Below are 19,083 nucleotides of genomic sequence, written 5' to 3'. Positions count from 1 at the left end.
CCGTCAGTTCGGTTGTGCCGCAGGCCGATCGGGGTTCAGCACGTCGACTCCATCGTTCTGCCACGCCTGTCGCATGGCTTCGGCGCCCTTCAACCGCACCCAGGCCGCCTCGGTCGCGGTGATGGGCGTCGCCGCCAGGAACTGCACCGGGTCACGCGGCGGCTCCAATGGCAGATCCTCGATGTCGCTGGGGCCCAACAACACCGCCGTGAACGGCACGCGCCCCGCCGGCCGCGCCCACAGCGGCGATCCCAGGTCGACCAACGCGTCGGCGGTCAACACCAAACCCTCGACGGCCGGTGTCGCCGCCAGCACCGCCAGACTGCGGGCGATGCCGGTGACGGGCCCCGGATCCCGCAGGCGCAGCACCACTTCGGCGCGCGGGCCCCGAGTCTGGTCATCGATGACCTGCGCCGGGTCGGTCATCGGGTAGCGCGAACAACCCAGTGACACGTAGTGCACCAACCCGTCGCCGCCGCGGAAACGCAACACCTCGATGGGTTCGGTGCCCAGAAAGGTCACGCTCGCCGAATCGGGCTCGACGTCGGCGAAGTGACGGCGCAGGTGCGCGCGCACCTGGTCCAGGAGCAGGCTCACTGATCCGCAGACGCGACGGTCAGGTTCGCCCCGGAGCCGGCGTCGAAAACGGCGAGCTTGGTGGTATCGAACGCCAGCTCGATGGACTGCCCGATCGCCGCCTTGGACTCCGCGGGAACCCTTGCCACGAACTGGTTCTCGTGCGCGTCGGCCTCGGCGGCCAGCGCCTCCAGCTGCACCGACCGCGCCGCCGAGCCCCCGGTGGAGAAGTACACGAACTTGTCGGCGCCCAGTGACTCGACGAGGTCGACCTTCGCCTCGAAGGTCAGCGCCCTGATGCGCTGGTACCCGTCGATCAACGCGGCGTCGGCCAGGTGCTCGGGGCGCACCCCCACGATGACGTTCTCGGGCGCCGGATGCTGCGCGATCGCCTGTTGGACTTCCGGTGACAGCATCACTTCACCGAAGGGCAGCGTCACACCGATGGGTGTCAACGTGGCGGGGAAGAAGTTCATGGCCGGCGAACCGATGAACCCCGCGACGAACAGGTTCGCAGGGTGCTCGTAGAGCTCGTCCGGGGTGCCGATCTGCTGCGCGACCCCGGCGTGCATCACCACCACCCGATCTCCCAGCGTCATCGCCTCGGTCTGGTCGTGGGTGACGTACACGGTGGTGGTGCCCAGCCGCTTCTGCAGCCGGGCGATCTCGCCGCGCATCTGCACGCGCAGCTTGGCGTCGAGGTTGGACAGCGGCTCGTCCATCAGGAAGGCCTTGGGGTGGCGCACGATCGCACGGCCCATCGCGACCCGCTGCCGTTGCCCGCCCGACAGTTGGGCGGGTTTGCGGTCGAGCAGTTCGGTCAGGTCAAGGGTTTTGGCGGTCTCCTCGACCTTCCGGGCGATCTCCGCCTTCTTCATCTTCGCCAGCGTCAGCGGGAACGCGATGTTCTGCCGCACGGTCATGTGCGGGTACAGCGCGTACGACTGGAACACCATCGCGATGTCGCGGTCCTTGGGCGCCTTCTCGTTCACGCGTTCGCCGCCGATGCGCAGCTCCCCCGACGTGATGTCCTCGAGACCGGCGATCATGTTCAGTGTCGTGGTCTTACCGCAGCCCGAAGGCCCGACCAGGATCAGGAATTCGCCGTCGGCGATGGTGATGCTGAGGTCTTGCACGGCGGTGGCGCCGTCGGGGTAGCTCTTGCTGACATGGTCCAGCACAATCTCGGCCATCGCGCTATCCCTTCACAGCGCCGGAGGTCAACCCGGCGATGATTCGTCGTTGGAAGACTAAAACAAAGACGATGATCGGCACCGTGATCACGACGGCGCCGGCCGCGATCGACCCGGTGGGCTCCTCGAATTGGGAACTGCCGCCGAAGTTCGCGATGGCCACCGGTGCGGTGATCGCCGCCTTGGTGGCGGTGAGCGACAGCGCCAGCAGCAGGTCGTTCCAGGCGAAGATGAACACCAGGATCGCCGCCGTCACCACGCCGGGCGCCGCCAGTGGGACGATCACCTTGCGGAAGGCCTGCGCCGGCGTGGCGCCGTCCATCTTCGCCGCACGCTCGAGATCCCAGGGGATCTCCCGGAAGAACGCCGACAGCGTGTAGATGGCAAGCGGCAGAGCGAAGGTGATGTAGGGCAGGATCAGGCCGGGCCAGGTGTCGAACAGGCCGACGAAGCGTTCGATGTTGAACAGCGGGGTGACCAGTGAGATCGCGGGGAACATGGTGACCAGCAGGGTGGCGCCGATCAGGACCCGCTTGCCGGGAAAGCTCAGCCGGGCGATCGCGTAGGCCGCCATCGCGCCCAGCACCACCGCGATCGCGGTGGTGATCAGCCCGATGCCGATCGAGTTGACCAGCGCCGAGCCGAACAGGTCACCGCGGAAGATGCCGCGGTAGTTCTCGAGGGACACCGACGACGGAATCAGCTTGCCGTCCTTGACCGTTGACGTCGGCTTGAGCGAGAGGCTGAGGATCCACAACACCGGCACAAGCGCGTACACCACCACCACGGTGTCGAGAACGGCCCACGCCGCGGCCCGCCGGGCGCCCGCCCCGGCCCGTCGTCGATCAACCGCCATCTGCGTCACCACCGGGCGCCGCGACGCCGAACACCTTGATGTAGACGAGCGCGATGATGCCCACACAGCCGAAGATGAGCACGCTGATCGCCGAGCCCAACCCGACGTTGAAGCCCTTGAACAGGTTGTCGTAGCCCAGGATCGACACCGAGTCGGTGTTGTTGGCGCCGTCGGTCAGCACGTAGATGTTGTCGAAGATGCGGAAGGCGTCCAGGGTCCGGAACAACAACGCGACCACGACCGCCGGCTTGATGATCGGCAACGTCACGCGCATCAGCCGCCGCCACGGCCCCGCGCCGTCGACCTGGGCGGCCTTCAGCAGATCCTCGGGCACCAGCGCCAGCCCGGCCAGTAGCAGCAGCGACATGAAGGGCGTCGTCTTCCAGACCTCGGCGAGGACGACGATGCCCAGCGACGGCAGTTGCTGGGTCAGCGGAGCACTGCCCTGCGGCAGGAGGTTGGCCAGATAGCCGGTGCCCGGCGTCCACGCGTAATACCAGCTGTAGGACGCCACCACGGTGACGATGCCGTACGGGATGAGCACCGCGGTGCGCACCAGCCCCCTGCCGACCAGCGTGCGGTGCATGACCAGCGCCAGCGCCAGGCCCAGCACGAACTCGACCGACACGGAAACCACTGTGATTCCCAGGGTTACGGCCAGCGCCGTCCACCAATACCGGTCGGTCAGGATCGTTTGGTAGTTGCTCAGGCCGACGAACGCGGTGTCGTGGGGGGTGGCGAGGCTGTTGCGCTGCAGGCTCAGCCACACCGCATAGCCGATCGGGTAGGCAGTCACCGCCAGCATCAGCAGCGCCGCCGGCGCGACGAGGATGAAGGCAAGGCGCCGTTCCGACAGCCGGTTTCGCGTGCGGGCGTGCTGCGCGCCGGCGGGGGGATCCGACGCGACGCCGGCGCGGATCACGGCAGCAGCCCCTTGCCGTCGATGGCCTTCTGCGCCTGCGCGGTGAGTTCGTCGGCGGTCCGCTCCGGGTCGATCCGGGTGATGGGGCTCAGGGCCGCGGACAGCCGCAGCGACAACGCCTGATACACCGGCGTCGCTGGCCGCACGGCGGCCTCGGTGAGCTGCCGGCGAATGACGGTGTACATCGGGTACTTGGTCTGGAATTGCGGGTCGGAGTACAACGACGTCCGCACCGCGGGCAGTCCACCTTGCATCGAGACGTACTTCTGGCTCTGCAGGCTACGCAGGCAGCGCACGGCTTCGAACGCCTCCGCGCGATGGCGGGTGGTGCTGGCCACGGCCAGGTTCAGCCCGCCGATGGTGACCTTGGCCGGCCGGCCCGGCGCCACACCTGGATACGGCGCGAACGCGAACACCTTCTGGCTGGCCTCGTAGGCCAGGCGGAATTGCTCGTCGGTGGGCGCGAAGGTCCCGACGTCGTTGATGCTGCCGGCCAACGCCGGGTCCCGGTTCAGCGGCAGGAAGGGGACACCGCCCTTCACCGCGTTCTCCAGCATGGAGGCCAGCACGTACGGCCAGTTGACTTCGAGCGCGGCCTTGCCCTGTTCGACCGCCAGGCGCGCCGTGCCCTCGTCGGTCCGGGTGATCGACGGGTCGGCGCCCGGAGCGGTGCCCACGGACTTGAGGATGCGCAGCGCGTCGACGGTCGCGGCCCGGTGCGCGGGGGTGTCCGTCAGGGTGACACGGCGACCATCCTCGGAGAGCACCTGACCCCCACCGCTCACCAACAGCGTGTTGAACCACACCACCAGGCCCTCCCCCTCGTTCGCCTGCACGGCGATCCAGGCGGGCTGACCCGCGGCGTGCAACCGGGCGGCCTCGGCCACCATCGCGCCCCAATCCAGCGGCGGCTGCCTCACCAAATCCGGCCGATACCAAAGCAATTCGGTATTCGTGATGACGGGTGCGGCATACAACTCGTGCTTCCATCGAGCCGTCGCCAGCGGGCCGGGCAGGGTGTCGGCTCGGGCGTCGGCGTCGGCCAGCCCTTCCGGGTCGTCGGCTAGCGGCAGCGCCCAGCCCGCCTCGGCGAACTCCGCGGTCCACACCACGTCCAGCGCCATCACGTCCAGGCCGCGGTCGTGAGCGCTCAGCCGCCGCGCCAGCTGCACACGCTGCTCCCCGGGGCCCCGCGGCAGGCTCACATGCCGGATCGCGAACCGGCCTTCCATTCGCTTGGTGCACTCTTGAGCGACGGCGTTGAACGCGGCCGAATCGGTGGCCGGGGTGAAGAACGTGATCACCAGCCCGCCGCCGACCGGCCCGCAGGCCGATCCCGCCGCGGCGATGATCACCGCCGCCGACGCGATGACGCCCAGCCGGCGCGGGCGCACGCGACTGAACACCGGGTTCACACCCCTTGTGCGTGTCCTCAAATCGACAGGCGGGCCAACAGATCCCGTGCCTTCTCCGCGTTCTGCGGATCGCAGAGCACGTCGTAGCGGCCGGCCACCAGCTGCATGGTCGAGCTGAAATCCCTTGTGCCCCGCGCCATCGCGTAGGGGACTGCGGAGGTGATCAGGCCGAAGAAGACGCCGGCGACCAGGCCGGTGGCCAGCGCCGCCCACGGATTCGGGCTGAAGAAGCCGAGCACCAACCCGATGAACAGACCCAGCCAGGCACCGCTGAGCACCCCGCCGCCGAGCACCTTGGCCCATGTCAGCCGGCCGGTGACCCGTTCGACCTGCATCAGGTCGACGCCGACGATGGTCATCTGCTGAACCGGGAACTGCTGCTCGGAGAGGTAGTCGACGGCGCGCTGCGCCTCGGCGTAGGTGGGATAGGAGCCGACCGGCCAGCCCTTGGGCGGTGTCGGCAACCCGGGTGCGCGCCGACCGCCCGCCGCGCCCGAAGGCGTCGCGCCGGGTACCTGACCGGGCTGGAATGGACTAGTCATTGGCGCTCATTCTCCTCCGCCGAGGCCGTCGTCACATCTCGGGCCCTTCCAGCCTATCGAGCGGCCGCAAGCCAACCTGCGAAAACAGGGCGCCGGCACCCGGTGCGGCCGGGCGGCCCGCGGCGATTCACCACCGATCCGCGGCGTGGCCATCGGCTAGGTTGAACACCATGACAGCGCCCGGCGATGGCTTCGGCGAACCCGCCCACGATGACCAGGCCGAACCGGCGCCCACCGGCAGCGGGGCCCCGGATCAGCCGGAGGCGCCGTGGGAACCGCCGGCATCGGCCACGCCACCCGAATATCCGCCCCAGGCCTATCCCCCGCCCGGCTATCCCGCCGAGTACCAATCCGGCTACGGTGCCCAATACCCGCCGCCCCCAACCGGATACGGGCCGCCGCCCGGGTACGAGCAGCCGCCGGGTTATGGCGCACCGCAGTACCAGCCCGGGCCGTCGCAAGTCGGCGGGCCGCCCGCCGGCTACGGGCCACCGCCCTATTCGGGTGGCTACTACCCGGCACCGGACTACCGGGGCGGCTACGGGCCGCCGAGCCGGGTGAAACCCGGCACGAACAAGCTCGCCATCGCGTCGCTCATCTCGTCGTTCACCGGGGCGTTCTGCTGCTGCCTCGGCTCGATCGTGGCCATCGTGCTCGGCGCGGTCGCGATCAATCAGATCAAGCGCACCCAGCAAGACGGCTACGGCCTCGCGGTCGCCGGCATCGTCATCGGCATCGCCACCCTGGTGGTCACCACGATCATCGTCCTGTTCGCGATGCACTCGCACTAGCCGCCTCGGCGCGCCGGGGCCGTCACCGCCGCCATCCGCCGCGCCACCACCGGCTGCCTAGGCTTTCCCCATGGCATCGGTCAACAGGGTGTACATCGCCCGGCTCTCGCGGATGTTGGTGCTGGGTCCCCTCGGTGAGTCCTTCGGCCGGATCCGCGATGTCGTGGTCAGCATCAGCATCGTGCGTCGGCAACCGCGCGTGTTGGGACTGGTCGTTGATCTGGCGACGCGGCGCAGCATCTTCATCCCGATGCTGCGGGTGGCCGCGATCGAGCCGGAGGCCGTCACCCTCAACACCGGCAGCGTGTCCCTGCGCCACTTCGAACAGCGCCCGGGCGAGGTGCTGGCGATCGGGCAGGTACTCGACACCCAGGTCAGGGTGAACGATCCCGCGCTGCCCGAGCTGGCCGGCCTCGACGTCGTCGTCACCGACCTGGGCATCGAACAGACCCGAACCCGCGACTGGATGGTGAGCCGGGTCGCGGTGCGCTCCCAGCGGCGGCTGGGCCGGCGCGGCCCGGTGCACGTTGTGGACTGGCAGAACGTGCAGGGCCTGACCCCGTCGGCGCTGGCGATGCCGGGCCAGGGGGTGGCGCAGTTGCTGGACCGGTTCGAGGGCTGGAAGGCGGTCGATGTGGCCGACGCCATCCGCGGTCTGCCCCCCAAGCGGCGCTACGAGGTGCTCAAAGCCCTCGACGACGACCGGCTGGCCGACGTCTTGCAGGAACTGCCCGAGCTCGACCAGGCCGACGTGCTGTCCGAGCTGGGCACCGAACGCTCGGCCGACGTGCTCGAGGAGATGGACCCCGACGATGCCGCCGACCTGCTCGGCGTGCTCAATCCGACGGACGCGGAGATGCTGCTGACACGGATGGACCCCGACGAGTCGGCCCCGGTGCGTCGGCTGCTGGCCCATTCCCCCGACACCGCGGGCGGCCTGATGACCTCGGACCCGGTGGTGCTGACACCCGACACGTCGGTCGCCGAGGCGCTGGCCCGGGTCCGCGACCCGGATCTCACCCCCGCGTTGTCGTCCATGGTGTTCGTGGTGCGCCCGCCCACGGCCACACCCACCGGCCGGTACCTGGGCTGTGTGCAACTGCAGCGGCTGCTTCGCGAGCCCCCGGCGGAACTGGTCGGCGGGATCGTCGACACCGACCTGCTCACCCTGACGCCGGAAACGCCGCTGGCGGCGGTGACCCGCTACCTGGCCGCGTACAACCTGGTGTGCGGACCGGTGCTCGACGGCCAGAACCACCTGTTGGGCGCGGTGACCGTCGACGATCTTCTCGATCACCTGTTGCCGCACGACTGGCGAGCGGATGCACAGGCCCTCGACGCCACCGGCCGGCTGGAGGGACTGGGAGGTTGGCGTTGAGCAAGTCCTCGTCACCGCGTCGCCTCTACACCCCGCGGACGTCGCGCCGGTACTCGCCGCGGCTGGACCCCGAGGCCGTCGGCCAGATCACCGAGTCCATCGCGCGGTTCTTCGGCACCGGCCGCTACCTGCTGGTGCAGACGGCCATCGTGGTGGCGTGGATCGCGGTGAACCTGTTCGCGGTGGGCCTGCGCTGGGACCCCTATCCCTTCATCCTGCTCAACCTGGCTTTCTCCACGCAGGCCGCCTACGCGGCCCCGCTGATCCTGCTCGCCCAGAATCGTCAGGAGAACCGGGACCGGGTCGCGCTGGAACAGGATCGGCATCGCGCGACGCAGACCAAGGCCGACACCGAGTTTCTGGCCCGCGAACTCGCCGCGGTGCGGCTGGCGGTCGGTGAGGTGGTGACCCGCGAGTATCTGCGCCACGAGCTCGAAGATCTGCGCTCGCTGCTGGCCAATCTGGACGCCGATTCCGAGGGCTCCACCGCGGCGCAGGGCGACGACGGGGCGGACCGAAAGGCTAAGAAATCGGGCTGAGAACCAGTTCCGACCATTGCGCCACTCTGGTCACAAGAGTTATGTATGGTGATCTAGTTCACGGCTACGGGAGCAGTTGACCAGCTCACATACCTAGGACGGTCGAGTGCGCATTGGGGGACGCCGGGGTGCACGCCCGGCCGCCGCGGTGGAGCGGCTGCGAGCACTTCAGGTCAGCCGTTCGCGCGTGTTCGGCGTAGCCACCATCACCCCGTTGGTCTTCGCGGGAGCGGTCAGCGGGGCGGCGCCGTCGCTGCCCCTGAAGCTGCCCCCGGTGCACGCGAACGTCGCCCCGGTGGCGGCCGTCTCCCCTTCGATGCCCGACCTCTCGGGACCGGCCGTCGTTTCCATCGACCGTTCCCCGACCGCCTTCCACGTCGCCGAACCCGCCCTGTCGGCACCCCCGCCGGCGATGATCGTGAATGCGCCTGGGGCACTTGGCATTCCGAGCATCGCACTGGCGGCCTACCGCAGTGCCGAGCAGAAGATGGCCGTGGCCGCCCCGAACTGCGGCGTGAGCTGGAACCTGCTGGCCGGGATCGGGCGCATCGAATCGGGTCATGCCGGCGGCGGCGCGGTCGACGCGCGCGGCACGGCGGTGGTCCCGATCTACGGCCCCGCGCTGGACGGCACGCTGCCGGGCAACGAGATCATCCTGCAGAGCAGCGCGGGCAATCGCCCCACCTACGCGCGGGCGATGGGGCCGATGCAGTTCCTGCCGGGCACCTGGGCGCGATACGCCTCCGACGGCAAAGGCGACGGCGTCGCCGACCCGCAGAACCTGTTCGACGCCACCTTGGCCGCGGCCCGCTACCTGTGCAGCGGCGGCCTCAACCTCCGCGACCCCTCGCAGGTGATGGCGGCGATCTTGCGCTACAACAACTCGATGGCTTACGCGCAGAACGTGCTGGGCTGGGCCTCGGCGTACGCCACCGGCGTCGTTCCGGTCGACCTGCCGCCGATGACGGGCCCGCCGCCCCCGCTGGCCGACGCACACCTCGAGCATGCCGAGGGACTCGGCCCCAACCTGCCGATGAACGTCAACGGGCTGCCGCTGGACGATCCGCTGGCCCGCATGCCGCTGATCGACCTCACCGCACCGCAGAGCGCCGGTCCACCACCGATGTTCCCGTGGCTGACCCCCACGCCGCAGCAGGCCCCGGCGCGCCAGCCCGGCTGCACGGTGATCTGCGTGGGGCCCCAGAACCCGCCGCCGAACGCCCCGCCGTGGGCGCCGCCAATGGCCCCACCGCCGCCGGCTCCGCCGATGGCCCCACCCCCGATGGCCCCGCCACCGCCTCCCGACCCGCAGGCGGCCCCGCCGCCGGCCGCACCAGCGCCGGCACCGAAACCGGCCGGCCCGCCGAACGCGGCGCCCAAGCAGCCGGGCCCCGTTGCGGGCGCCTGACCGTCCCATCTCATCGCGCGCCTACACTCGGCGGTGATGTCCAGTCATGACACTGCCGACTTGAGCGCGGCAATCCGCACCGCACTGGGGAAAGTGATCGACCCCGAACTACGGCGCCCCATCACCGAACTCGGCATGGTCAAGAGCATCGACACCGAGCCCGACGGCGCCGTGCACGTGGGGATCTACCTGACCACCGCCGCCTGCCCGAAGAAGACCGAGATCAGCGAGCGGGTCACCCAGGCCGTCTCCGACGTGCCGGGCACGGGGGCGGTGAAAGTCACCCTGGACGTGATGAACGACGAGCAGCGCACCGAACTGCGCAAGCAGTTGCGCGGCGACGCCCGCGAACCCGTCATCCCCTTCGCCCAGCCCAACTCGCTGACGCGGGTCTATGCGGTCGCGTCGGGCAAGGGCGGGGTGGGCAAATCCACCGTCACCGTCAACCTGGCCGCGGCGATGGCGGCCCGCGGCCTGTCGGTCGGCGTGCTCGACGCCGACATCCACGGCCACTCCATCCCCCGGATGATGGGCACCACCGACCGGCCCACACAGGTCGAGTCGATGATCCTGCCGCCCATCGCGCACGAGGTGAAGGTCATCTCGATCGCGCAGTTCACCGAGGGCAACACACCGGTGGTCTGGCGGGGGCCGATGCTGCACCGGGCGTTGCAGCAGTTCCTGGCCGACGTCTACTGGGGCGACCTGGACGTCCTGTTGCTGGATCTGCCGCCGGGCACCGGCGACATCGCCATCTCGGTGGCTCAGCTGATCCCGAGCGCCGAGCTGATGGTGGTCACGACGCCGCAGCTGGCCGCCGCCGAGGTCGCCGAGCGGGCGGGCAGCATCGCGATGCAGACCCGGCAGCGCGTGGCCGGGGTGGTGGAGAACATGTCGGGCCTGACCCTGCCGGACGGCTCGACCATGCAGGTGTTCGGCGAGGGCGGCGGCCGGCAGGTGGCCGAACGCCTGTCCCGCGCGATCGGCGCCGATGTGCCGCTGCTGGGCCAGATTCCGCTGGATCCCGCGTTGGTGGCCGCCGGCGATTCCGGCACGCCGATCGTGCTGAGTGCCCCCGACTCCCCGGCGGGCAAGGAACTGCGCGCCGTGGCCGACAAGCTGTCGTCGCGGCGCCGCGGGCTGGCGGGCGTGTCGCTGGGGCTCGATCCGACGCGGCGCTAGTCCCGATGGCGGCGACCCGCTTCGCCCGACTGCGCCGCGCTAAGTCGCGTCGGCGTCGAACGGCGTCGGCCCGGGGATGTGCGGCTGAGGTTGCGGCGGCGGCGACGGCTCCGACGGAGTGACCGCAGCACCGTTGGCCGGCCTGTCGAAGTTGCCGGTGAGGAAGGAATCGTCGCCGTCCAGCAGGTGCTTGGTCAGGGCGGCGCGGGGAGTCATCCCCCGCAGTCTCTGCAGTTCGCTCAGCGGAACCCGCAGCTCGTCGAACTCGGGCCCGAGGTCCTCACGCAGCTGGGTGGTCACCCCGCTGAGGTAGTCGCGCGCCTGGCGCAGCGCGGTCGACGTCCAGCGGATCGCGCCGGGGAGCCGTTCGGGGCCGAGGACCACCAACCCGACCACGACGAGGACCAGGATGTGCTCCCAGCTCAGGCTGCCGAACATCTAGCTGCCGTCGGGGTCGGGCTTGACGGTGAGGGTGACGTGCCGGCCGTCGCGGACCACCTCGACCGGGGAGTCCTGCCCGATGGTCAGCTGGCGCACGGCCACGACGAACTCGTCGGCGTCGGCGACCGTGCGGTTACCGACCTTGACGATGACGTCGTTCTCCAGGATCCCGCCCTTTTGCGCGGGGCTGCCCGCCTTCACGTTGGCGACCTGGGCCCCGGAGGCGATGGCGTTGCTCACCGACCGGGTGCTGATCCCCAGCGTCGGGTGCACGATCTTGCCGTCCTTGATCAGCGTCTGCGCGACTTCCTTCGCCTCGTTGATCGGGATGGCGAAGCCGAGCCCACTCGCGCTGTCGGACAGCGACTTACCCGCGGTGTTGATGCCGATCACCTGTGAATCCATATCGATCAGCGGACCACCGGAGTTGCCGTGGTTGATGGACGCGTCGGTCTGCAGCGCATCGATGACGGTGTCGGTGTCCGAGCCCTCCCCCGACAAGGGAACGGGCCGGTGCAGCGCGCTGATGATGCCGTGGGTCACGGTGCTGCGCAGCCCCAGCGGCGCACCGGCAGCGAGCACCTCGTCGCCGACGCGCACCTTGTTCGAGTCACCGAACCGGGCCACGCTGAGATTGTCGACGTTGTCGACCTTGAGCACGGCCAGGTCGGTCTTGGGGTCGCGGCCGACCAGGTTGGCCGGCACTTCCTTGCCGTCGTTGAACACCACGGTCGTCTTGAATTGGCTGGGGTTGTTGGCCGCCTCGGAGATCACGTGGTTGTTGGTGACGATGTAGCCGCGGCCGTCGACCACCACGCCGGAGCCCTGCATGCCCTCCTGGTCGCTCTTGGACTCGATCGTCACCACTGCGTTGGCGGTCGCGGCCGCCACCTTGGCGAAGCGACCGGCCGGGCCTTCGCCGTTGCCGTTGGTCGACAGCGTCACCTTCGAGGTGGTGAACGCCTCGGCGACCTCGGCCGTCTTGCGGCCGACCACCCCGCCGATGACGCCGATGAGCAGCGCGATCAGCAGTAAGACGAGCAACGCCAGGTAGGACACCTTGCCGCCGAACAGCACATCGCGCACCCCGAGCTTGCCGCCGTAGCCCTGCGGCCCCCGCGGTCCAGACGGGGCGACCGCCGGGGTGCCCAGCGCGGCCGCCGCCGACGGGTCACGCCATGGGTCGACCTCGTCCGGCCCGGCGCCGTCCTTCTCGGCCGCCAGCGCGCCGGCGTCGACGGGGTGGCGTTGCAGGGAGTCGGGGCTGCCGGTCGGCCGACTGAACGCCTCCTGAAGCACGGGATCGGCCGGCTCGTCGTGCGGGGAGAACTCGGTCTGGTCCCGATACTTCGGCGGGCGCACGCGATCGGCCACGAAGGATCCGCGCAGCCCGGCGGGGCGGCGGAACAGTTGACGCGACGCGGGGTCGACCGGCGGACGCGAGATGGGGCGCGGCGCCAGACGGTTGCCGCGGTTCTGGCCGCTGTCCTGCTTCTGGTCGAAGCCTTGATCGGAGGTCACGTTACCCCTTTGGATCCTCTTCTTGAGCGCTCGAGACGGGCCCTTCACCGGGCGAGATGTGCGACACCGGCGCGGTCGTGTCCACCCTAGTATCCACGGTTCGGGACACCTCGCCCATGAGCGCACGGGCGGGGTGCGCAAAATTCGGCCGGATCAACCGCGAGGATCTCGAGGAGAAGGAAGCGAGCTAGCGACGCTTGCGCTGTTCACGGGCATCGCGGTCAGCAAAACGGTCGGCCGCGCTGGTCTCCGCGTCCTCTGGCGACTCGTAGGGAATCTCGGCCAGCATCCCGAGCAGCGCGCTCGGGATGCGGATCGGGTGCGAGTCCCGCAGCGCCGCGCGCGCCCGGCTCTGGTCGTCGACCTCGGCCGCGCATTGGGGGCACAGCGACAGGTGGTGCGCCGCCCGCAAGTGCGCGTTCATCCGCAGCTCACCGTCGACGAAGGCCGCGATGGCCTCCACCGACAGGTGCTCGGTGGAACCGAACTGCCGCGGCGCGCCGACGGGCGCATCGCTCTGAGAGGCGAACTGAGCGGGAAGCCAGGAGAACGCGCGCCGGAAGACATGTCCTCGATCGGCCATCACCGGGTCCTTTCATCGCGCCTACCCCTCGAATGTAGCGCGAGGCGACGCGCAATACCGCGTCTACCGGCGGCAAAACCGCTGGCATCGCGGGCCGCGGCGGGCGCGGGGCTACGCCGACTCGGCGTGCAGCGCGTTCCGGCCGGTGCCCTGGTCGGGATGCGCGGCCAGGTAGTCGCGCAGGGCCTGCCGTCCGCGGTGGATGCGGCTGCGCACCGTTCCCAGCTTCACGCCCAGCGTCGCACCGATCTCCTCGTAGGACAGGCCCTCGATGTCACACAGCACGACCGCGGCGCGGAACTCCGGCGGCAGCGAATCCAGCGCCGCCTGCAGATCGGGGCCGAGCCGCGAATCATGGTAGATCTCTTCGGGATTCGGCTCGTCGGCCGGTACACGCTCGTAGTCCTCGGGCAGCGCCTCCATCCGGATCCGGGCGCGCCGGCGCACCATGTCGAGGAACAGGTTGGTGGTGATGCGGTGCAACCAGCCTTCGAACGTTCCCGGCTGATAGTTCTGCACCGACCGGAAAACGCGGATGAACGTCTCCTGGGTGAGGTCCTCGGCGTCGTGCTGATTGCCGGAGAGGCGGTACGCCAGCCGGTACACCCGGTCGGCGTGCTGGCGCACCAGTTCGTCCCACGACGGCATCGTGGACTTGTCCCCGGTCGCGTCGAATACTGCGGTGCCCTGCAAACCGTCGGACTCCTCCGCCCACTCGTTTGCGGGGCAGTCCTGCGCGTGCGACATGCTGGTCGGGCCCAAAAGCGTGGTGATGATCAGATCCTCCGAATCCGTCCTGCCCAAAAGCGACAAGTCGTCACCGGCGGCAACACGTGGCCGCCAGTCCGTATTCCCGTGCCAACGCGCTCCGCGATCCATAGGGACACCGTCGCGTATCGGCGTATGTGCGATATATGAACAATCTGAGCTCAACCTGAGAAACCGGATCGTTACCATCGCTGCGCAGGAGATATCCGCCGCGCGGTGAAGTTAAACGCGTCGGCCCTGCCGGGCGTGTCACGAGGGTGCGGCTTAGGCGTGCCACGCCGGGGTGCGCAACGGAGTGGAATACGCTGCGGGCATGGACGGCACCGACGCAGAACCCCCCGGCCAGCCGGCGCCCAGTCGAGCCGAATCCCTCTTCGCGCACGCCGAGGGGTCGATCTCGGAGGACGCGCTGCTGGCGGCCGCCCGCGAGCGTGCGATGGACATCGGCGCCGGGGCGGTGACCCCGGCGGTGGGTGCGCTGCTGAGCCTGCTGACCAAACTCAGCGGCGGCAAGGCCGTCGCCGAGGTGGGGACCGGAGCGGGGGTCAGCGGGCTCTGGCTGTTATCCGGCATGAGCGACGACGGGGTCTTGACGACGATCGACATCGAGCCCGAGTACCTGCGGCTCGCCAAGCAGGCGTTCTCCGAAGCCGGGATCGGGCCGTCGCGCACCCGGCTGATCAGCGGCCGGGCCCAAGAGGTCCTCACCCGGCTCGCCGACGCGTCCTACGACCTGGTGTTCGTCGATGCCGACCCCGTCGACCAGCCCAACTACGTCATGGAGGGCGTACGGCTGCTGCGCCCCGGGGGCGTCATCGTGGTGCACCGCGCGGCCCTCGGGGGGCGGGCCGGCGATCCCGCCGCCCGCGACGCCGAGGTGGTCGCGGTGCGGGAAGCGGCGCGACTCATCGCCGAGGACGAGCGGCTCACCCCGGCGCTGGTGCCGCTGGGCGACGGCATCTTGGCCGCCGTGCGCGATTAGACGGCGCACCCGGATCCGACCGATACGAATTCTTGACGCGCCACCCTATTGACCAGCGACTGAACGTACGTTTAGTGTGCTGAACATGCGTTCAGCCGACCTGACCGCCGCCGCCCGGATCCGGGACGCGGCCATCGAGCGGTTCGGCGAGCAGGGGTTCGGCGTGGGCCTGCGCGCGATCGCCGAAGCGGCCGGCGTGAGCGCCGCGCTGGTCATCCACCACTTCGGCTCCAAGGAGGGCCTGCGAAAGGCGTGTGACGCCCACATCGCCGAAGAGATCCGCAACAGCAAGTCCGAGGCGCTTCGGTCGAATGACCCCGCCACCTGGTTCGCCCAGCTGGCCGAGATCGAGTCGTACGCACCGATGATGGCCTACCTGGTTCGCAGCATGCAATCCGGCGGCGAGCTGGCGAAGATGTTGTGGCGCAGGATGATCGACAACGCCGAGGAGTACCTCGACGAGGGCGTGCGAGCCGGCACCATCAAACCCAGCCGGGACCCGCACGCCCGGGCCCGCTACATGGGCATCACCGGCGGTGGCGGCTTTCTGCTGTATCTGCAGATGCACGAAACCCCAACGGACATCCGGGCGGTCCTGCGCGACTACGCGCGCGAGATGGTGCTGCCCGCGCTGGAGATCTACACCGAAGGGCTGATGGTCGACCGCACCATGTACGACGCCTTCCTGGCCACAGAAGAGCAAGGAGAAACCGATGCCAGTTGACACTGCCGCGCCGATCGACATCCGCGGCTTGACAAAGAGATTCGGGGCGGTGCGCGCGCTCGACGGCCTCGATCTCACCGTGCGCGAAGGCGAAGTGCACGGCTTCCTCGGCCCCAACGGCGCGGGGAAGTCGACGACCATCCGCATCCTGTTGGGTCTGGTCAAGGCGGACGGCGGCAGCGTGCGACTCCTGGGCGGGGACCCGTGGACCGACGCGGTGCGATTACACCGTCACATCGCCTATGTTCCGGGCGATGTCACGCTGTGGCCGACGCTGACCGGGGGCGAGATCATCGACCTGCTGGCCCGCATGCGCGGCGGCATCGATCGCAGGCGCCGCGCCGAGTTGATCGAGCGCTTCGACCTCGACCCGCACAAGAAGGCGCGGACCTACTCCAAGGGCAACCGGCAAAAGGTCTCGCTCATCTCGGCCTTCTCCTCGCGAGCCCGGCTGCTGCTGTTGGACGAGCCCAGCAGCGGCCTGGACCCGTTGATGGAGAACGTCTTTCAGCAGTGCGTCGCCGAGGCGCGCGACCGGGGCGCGACGGTCTTGCTGTCCAGCCACATCCTGGCCGAAACCGAAGCGCTGTGCGAGCGGGTGACGATCATCCGGGCCGGCAAGACCATCGAGAGCGGTTCACTGGCCTCGCTGCGGCATCTCAGCCGCACCTCGATCCGGGCCGAAATGACCGGCGACCCCGGTGACCTCACTCGTATCAAGGGGGTCGAGGACGTCAGCGTCGAGGGCCACACGGTGCGCGCGCAGGTAGACGGCGAAAGCCTCGGGGAATTGATCCGCGCGCTCGGGGACGCCGGCGTGCGCAGCCTCGTCAGCCAGCCGCCGACGCTCGAGGAACTCTTCCTGCGCCATTACGACACGGCGGGCAGGGTTTCCGCGTCATGACCACCGCAACCCTGGCTCGGTCGCACCGACCGGCCCACCCCGTGCCGCAACGCCGGCCGAACTTCTCGGGGACGCTCGGGATGCTGCGGCTCTACCTGCGCCGCGATCGAATCTCGCTGCCGCTGTGGGTATTACTGCTGTCGGTACCGCTGGCAACGGTGTACGTGGGCAGCATCGCAAAGGTCTATCCCACCCAGGCCGAACGCGCCGGGTTCGCCGCCACCATCATGGCCAGCCCCGCACAGCGCGCGCTCTACGGGCAGATCTACAACGACAGCCTTGGGGCCGTGGGCATTTGGAAAGCCGGGATGTTCCATCTGCTGATCTCGGTGGCCGTCATCCTGACCGTCATCCGGCATACCCGCGCCGACGAGGAGGCCGGCCGGACCGAGCTCCTGGACTCGACCGCGGTCGGCCGCTACGCCAGCCTCAGCGCCGCGCTGCTGTTGTCCTTCGGGGCCAGCATCGCCACCGGCGTGATCGGCGCGGCGGGACTGCTCACCACCGACGTCCCACCGGGCGGGTCGCTCGCCTTCGGCGCCGCGCTCGCCTGCTCCGGCCTGGTGTTCACCGGCGTCGCCGCGGTGACCGCGCAGTTGTCGCCGAGCGCCCGGACCGCGCGCGGCGCCGCGTTCACGGTCCTGGCGGCCGCGTTCACGCTGCGCGCCCTCGGCGACGCCGGTTCCGGCGCGCTGTCGTGGCTCTCGCCGCTGGGCTGGTCGCTGCAAGTGCGGCCCTACGCGGGCGACCACTGGGCGGTGCTGGCGCTGCACGTGGCGACCACCGTCGCGCTCACCGCGATGGCGTATCGGCTGCTGGCCGGCCGCGATGTCGGCGCCGGGCTGTTCGCCGAACGCCCCGGCCCCGGCTCCGCCGCGCCCGCGCTGGGCAACGTGTTCGGGCTGGCGTGGCGGCTGGACCGCGGCGCCCTGCTGCTGTGGACCGTGGGCCTCTGCCTGTATGGCGTCCTGATGGGCAGCGTCGTGCACGGCATCGGCGACGAGCTCGGCAACAGCAACGCCGCGCGCGACATCGTCGTCCGGATGGGCGGCACCAACGCGTTGGCGGAGGCCTTCATCGCCGTCGCGTTCACCATGCTGGGCATGGCGGCCGCCGCGTTCGCCGTCTCGCTGACACTGCGATTGCACCAGGAGGAAACGGGTCAACGAGCCGAGACGACCCTGGCCGGCGCGGTGTCCCGGACCCGTTGGCTGGCGAGCCACGTACTGGCGGCGACGTTGGGGTCCGCGGCGGCCATGCTGGTCAGCGGCGTGGCCGGCGGACTCGTCTACGGCGCCGCGGCCGGCGACGTCGGCGGCAAGGTGGCCGTCATGGTGGGAAGCGCGGCCGTGCAGCTGCCCGCCGTCTGGCTGCTGTCGGCGGTGACCGTCGCCGCGTTCGGTCTCGCGCCGCGATTCACGCCGGTGGCCTGGGGCGTTCTCGTCGGCTTCATCGCCTTGTACCTGATCGGGTCGTTGGCCGGCTTCCCGCAGTGGTTGCTCGACCTGGAACCGTTCGCCCACGTGCCCCGGGTCGGCGCGGATTTCACCGGCGTGCCACTGCTTTGGCTGTTGGCCATCGACACCGCACTCGTTACGCTCGGCGTCATGGCTTTCCGGCGCCGGGACCTGCGTAGCTAGGAGGCGTTGTGAAAACCGGCATCCGCGTGACGTTGACATCGATCTGGGGAATCGTCTCGTTCGGCTTGATCGTCTTCGTTCCGGCGGGCACGTTGCGCTATTGGCAGGCATGGGTTTTCATCGCCGTCTTCATGGCGGCGACCATCGTCCCCGTGATCTATCTGGCGCGCAACAACCCCGCGGCCCTGCAGCGGCGTATGAAAGCGGGTCCGCGGGCGGAACCCCGGGCGATCCAGAAATTCATCATCACGGGCTCGTTTCTGACCCTCTTCGCGACGATGGTCTTCAGCGCGCTCGACCACCGGTTCGGCTGGTCGTCGGTTCCGGCCTGGCTGTGTGTGGTCGGCGACGTCCTGGTGGCGACGGGACTCGGGGTCGCCATGCTGGTGATCGTCCAAAACGGTTATGCCGCCGCCACCATCACCGTGGAATCGGGCCAGACGCTGGTGACCGACGGGCTCTACCGATTCGTGCGCCACCCCATGTACGTCGGAAACGTCATCATGATGATCGGCATGCCCTTGGCGCTCGGCTCCTTTTGGGGACTGTTGTTCGTCATTCCCGGCGGCCTCATGCTCGCGCTGCGCATCCTCGACGAGGAGAAGTTGCTCACCGAGCAGCTGACCGGGTACCGCGACTATCGCCGACGGGTGCGCTACCGGCTGGTGCCCTACGTCTGGTGACGGCCGGGACGACCCGCGCGTCACCGGCGCGGGCG

Annotated in this window: 20 protein-coding genes; 10 read left to right on the top strand and 10 right to left on the bottom strand. The window is 69.6% G+C overall.

The window, feature by feature from the left end; genetic code table 11:
• Window positions 1–3: 3 nt before the first annotated feature.
• The 6 genes from U8D42_RS03660 to U8D42_RS03635 are packed head-to-tail and all read right to left on the bottom strand — an operon-like array spanning window position 4 to window position 5,504.
• Window positions 4–597: a suppressor of fused domain protein gene (locus U8D42_RS03660; RefSeq protein WP_322859194.1), complete on the bottom strand. Its 594-nt coding sequence runs from the start codon at window positions 595–597 to the stop codon at window positions 4–6.
• Complete coding sequence (locus tag U8D42_RS03655; protein ID WP_322859195.1) at window positions 594–1,769, bottom strand: ABC transporter ATP-binding protein; 1,176 nt, start codon at window positions 1,767–1,769, stop codon at window positions 594–596. Before U8D42_RS03655 ends, U8D42_RS03660 begins: the two co-directional genes overlap by 4 nt.
• 4 nt (window positions 1,770–1,773) lie before the next feature.
• The gene (locus U8D42_RS03650) at window positions 1,774–2,625 is read right to left on the bottom strand and encodes a carbohydrate ABC transporter permease (protein WP_322859196.1); all 852 of its coding nucleotides are present in this window, start codon (window positions 2,623–2,625) and stop codon (window positions 1,774–1,776) included.
• Complete coding sequence (locus tag U8D42_RS03645; RefSeq protein ID WP_322859481.1) at window positions 2,615–3,544, bottom strand: carbohydrate ABC transporter permease; 930 nt, start codon at window positions 3,542–3,544, stop codon at window positions 2,615–2,617. Before U8D42_RS03645 ends, U8D42_RS03650 begins: the two co-directional genes overlap by 11 nt.
• Window positions 3,544–4,953, bottom strand: coding sequence for an extracellular solute-binding protein (locus tag U8D42_RS03640; RefSeq protein WP_322859197.1), 1,410 nt, complete (start codon window positions 4,951–4,953; stop codon window positions 3,544–3,546). Before U8D42_RS03640 ends, U8D42_RS03645 begins: the two co-directional genes overlap by 1 nt.
• Before the next feature lie 26 nt (window positions 4,954–4,979).
• A complete protein-coding gene (locus U8D42_RS03635; protein ID WP_085241580.1) occupies window positions 4,980–5,504 on the bottom strand; it encodes a general stress protein in 525 nt (174 codons plus the stop codon).
• A 170-nt stretch (window positions 5,505–5,674) separates the two neighbouring features.
• Here U8D42_RS03635 and U8D42_RS03630 point away from each other — a divergent pair, with 170 nt between their 5' ends.
• The 5 genes from U8D42_RS03630 to U8D42_RS03610 all read left to right on the top strand — a co-directional run bounded on the left by U8D42_RS03630 (window position 5,675) and on the right by U8D42_RS03610 (window position 10,802).
• The gene (locus tag U8D42_RS03630; RefSeq protein WP_322859198.1) at window positions 5,675–6,295 is read left to right on the top strand and encodes a DUF4190 domain-containing protein; all 621 of its coding nucleotides are present in this window, start codon (window positions 5,675–5,677) and stop codon (window positions 6,293–6,295) included.
• Window positions 6,296–6,365: 70 nt separating this feature from the next.
• Window positions 6,366–7,673, top strand: a complete 1,308-nt coding sequence (locus U8D42_RS03625) for a magnesium transporter MgtE N-terminal domain-containing protein (protein ID WP_322859199.1) — start codon at window positions 6,366–6,368, stop codon at window positions 7,671–7,673.
• Window positions 7,670–8,212 (top strand): DUF1003 domain-containing protein, encoded by a 543-nt coding sequence (locus tag U8D42_RS03620; protein WP_322859200.1) that lies wholly within the window; start codon window positions 7,670–7,672, stop codon window positions 8,210–8,212. Before U8D42_RS03625 ends, U8D42_RS03620 begins: the two co-directional genes overlap by 4 nt.
• A gap of 106 nt (window positions 8,213–8,318) precedes the next feature.
• Window positions 8,319–9,620, top strand: a complete 1,302-nt coding sequence (locus U8D42_RS03615; protein WP_322859201.1) for a lytic transglycosylase domain-containing protein — start codon at window positions 8,319–8,321, stop codon at window positions 9,618–9,620.
• 36 nt (window positions 9,621–9,656) lie between these two features.
• Complete coding sequence (locus tag U8D42_RS03610; protein WP_085242600.1) at window positions 9,657–10,802, top strand: Mrp/NBP35 family ATP-binding protein; 1,146 nt, start codon at window positions 9,657–9,659, stop codon at window positions 10,800–10,802.
• A gap of 39 nt (window positions 10,803–10,841) precedes the next feature.
• Here U8D42_RS03610 and tatB read toward each other — a convergent pair whose 3' ends face one another.
• From tatB to sigE, 4 genes are all read right to left on the bottom strand, one after another.
• On the bottom strand, window positions 10,842–11,240 hold the full coding sequence (gene tatB, locus U8D42_RS03605) for a Sec-independent protein translocase protein TatB (RefSeq protein WP_322859202.1): 399 nt from the start codon (window positions 11,238–11,240) through the stop codon (window positions 10,842–10,844).
• On the bottom strand, window positions 11,241–12,764 hold the full coding sequence (gene htrA / locus U8D42_RS03600) for a serine protease HtrA (RefSeq protein ID WP_085242602.1): 1,524 nt from the start codon (window positions 12,762–12,764) through the stop codon (window positions 11,241–11,243).
• Between the two features lie 187 nt (window positions 12,765–12,951).
• Entirely contained in the window at window positions 12,952–13,347 is a 396-nt protein-coding gene (gene rseA / locus U8D42_RS03595; RefSeq protein ID WP_322859203.1) for an anti-sigma E factor RseA, read from the bottom strand.
• A gap of 111 nt (window positions 13,348–13,458) precedes the next feature.
• Window positions 13,459–14,226, bottom strand: coding sequence for an RNA polymerase sigma factor SigE (sigE, locus tag U8D42_RS03590; RefSeq protein ID WP_085242604.1), 768 nt, complete (start codon window positions 14,224–14,226; stop codon window positions 13,459–13,461).
• Between the two features lie 202 nt (window positions 14,227–14,428).
• Between sigE and U8D42_RS03585 the strand changes: the two genes are divergently transcribed.
• The 5 genes from U8D42_RS03585 to U8D42_RS03565 all read left to right on the top strand — a co-directional run bounded on the left by U8D42_RS03585 (window position 14,429) and on the right by U8D42_RS03565 (window position 19,048).
• Entirely contained in the window at window positions 14,429–15,097 is a 669-nt protein-coding gene (locus tag U8D42_RS03585) for an O-methyltransferase (protein ID WP_085242605.1), read from the top strand.
• Between the two features lie 85 nt (window positions 15,098–15,182).
• Window positions 15,183–15,821, top strand: a complete 639-nt coding sequence (locus tag U8D42_RS03580) for a TetR/AcrR family transcriptional regulator (RefSeq protein WP_322859204.1) — start codon at window positions 15,183–15,185, stop codon at window positions 15,819–15,821.
• The gene (locus U8D42_RS03575) at window positions 15,811–16,725 is read left to right on the top strand and encodes an ABC transporter ATP-binding protein (protein WP_322859205.1); all 915 of its coding nucleotides are present in this window, start codon (window positions 15,811–15,813) and stop codon (window positions 16,723–16,725) included. The genes U8D42_RS03580 and U8D42_RS03575 overlap by 11 nt, the downstream gene beginning before the upstream one ends.
• Window positions 16,722–18,365 carry an ABC transporter permease gene (locus tag U8D42_RS03570; RefSeq protein WP_322859206.1) on the top strand — a complete coding sequence of 548 codons (1,644 nt, stop codon included), beginning with the start codon at window positions 16,722–16,724 and terminating at the stop codon, window positions 18,363–18,365. Before U8D42_RS03575 ends, U8D42_RS03570 begins: the two co-directional genes overlap by 4 nt.
• Before the next feature lie 8 nt (window positions 18,366–18,373).
• A complete protein-coding gene (locus tag U8D42_RS03565) occupies window positions 18,374–19,048 on the top strand; it encodes a methyltransferase family protein (RefSeq protein ID WP_322859207.1) in 675 nt (224 codons plus the stop codon).
• Window positions 19,049–19,083: the final 35 nt, after the last annotated feature.

This window comes from Mycobacterium europaeum, assembly GCF_034555895.2.
Taxonomy (GTDB): Bacteria; Actinomycetota; Actinomycetes; order Mycobacteriales; family Mycobacteriaceae; genus Mycobacterium; species Mycobacterium europaeum.
This window is presented reverse-complemented; position numbering and strand designations above follow the sequence as displayed.